The following is a 1500-nucleotide window of genomic DNA, read 5'->3' as shown; positions in this document are numbered from 1 at the left end:
CCCTACTTTGTCACATTATCCATAGCCTGTAACCAAATTTCTTTCGATCTGCCTTTGGTATTGATTTAACCAGTTCAAACAGTTTTCAATGGTAGCATCTTGAGATTCCCACCTGCTTACAATAGTAGAAGCGACCAGTTTCCTGATAACAGGTGCAGTTAGTTTAATATCCTTCTCATATTTTACTTTTTGTTCACATAGGTAATAGAAAGCCAAAAAACATAATGTCATATGTTTATGAAAACCTGACCAACTTCTTACCTGGTAGTCACCCATGCCTATTTGGTTTTTTCCTTCTTCAAATATCCGTTCGACAAATACCCTTTGGCCTTGCCTTTTGGCTATTTGAACCAGTGGTAGTTGCCCCATATTGGACAAAGAATATTTTACTGTGCCATCGAGATTTTTTCTGATGATCAATTCCAATCCAAGGGATTCTTCATTGTTGATAGCTACCCATACTTTTCTTCTGTGAAAAGAAGCTTTGACCTTTTCTTTGGTGCCATCCCTGAAAGCGATCAACTCGAAATCCCCATTGGTCAGCGATTCCATATAAGCTTTGGTGGTAACCAGTTGCTGGTCAATTTGTTTATGCTTGAACTTCCTGCCTTTTTGGCCTTGTTTTTTGTCGGGAAGGGAAAAAGTAATGGGTTCCAAACTCATATTGATGTTTTCCCTTACGTCACCTATGAACTTTACATGGATCTTGTCCAGAGCTTTCAATAAAGGATAGCTGCTGCCATAAAGGGCATCAAAACCCACGTAGTTGAAATTTATGCTCCTCAACTTGAGCTTTTCTATCATTGTCAAAGCCATTTCAGGTTTTGACCTGTGGGCAATTGAACAAGGTATTTTAGCTTTCAGCCGCCTATTGATATCCTCTTGCCAGGATTGGGGCATAAACAATTCAATATCCACCGGACAATAATGAGCACCAGAGGACAGCCCTGCAACGACTGCCACCTGACCATTATCTTGTTTGCCAAGGCATCCAAGGTATTGTCTTCCTACACACGCTGAATGTTTTCCTTTTTTACGAAAACCTACTTCATCAATGAGTAGGCCAACATCATCTTGGTTGATTAAGAGTGCGTCCACCTTGTCTGCCAGCTCTCCTAAAACATCTTTATGGTCCCATGGCGATTCTGTAAGTACATGGTTTAGGGCTTGGCTGTTCAGCTGGCCCAAACTTTCAGCTATGGCCGTGCAATTGGCCCTGTTCTTTTCACTTTTGAACAACCCTTCCAGATAGTGATAGGCCTGGGTTGATACATTACTGGTTTGTCTCTGAAAACATCCTTTGAACGAATCAAAGCAGGAAGACAAGCCAACTGATACATTTTCTAGCAGTTGGCATTTTTCAAAATCATATTTTTTTGCCGTCTATTTTGATAGCGGCCTTTATTATATTTACAATAGTATTTTACTCAGGGTAAAGATAAACGACAAGGCCGTCTTGTCAATAGTCTTTACCCTCTTTTATAAGGTGACAAAGTAGGG

1 protein-coding gene is annotated in these 1500 nt (G+C 40.3%); it reads right to left on the bottom strand.

Annotated elements, in window-relative coordinates; all coding sequences use genetic code 11:
- Positions 1 to 15 precede the first annotated feature (15 nt).
- The gene (locus AAOP42_RS11435; protein WP_349528647.1) at positions 16 to 1326 is read right to left on the bottom strand and encodes an IS701 family transposase; all 1311 of its coding nucleotides are present in this window, start codon (positions 1324 to 1326) and stop codon (positions 16 to 18) included.
- Positions 1327 to 1500: the final 174 nt, after the last annotated feature.

Source organism: Reichenbachiella sp. MALMAid0571 (assembly GCF_040151475.1).
In the GTDB taxonomy this organism is placed as follows: Bacteria; Bacteroidota; Bacteroidia; order Cytophagales; family Cyclobacteriaceae; genus CAXBNB01.
This window is presented reverse-complemented; position numbering and strand designations above follow the sequence as displayed.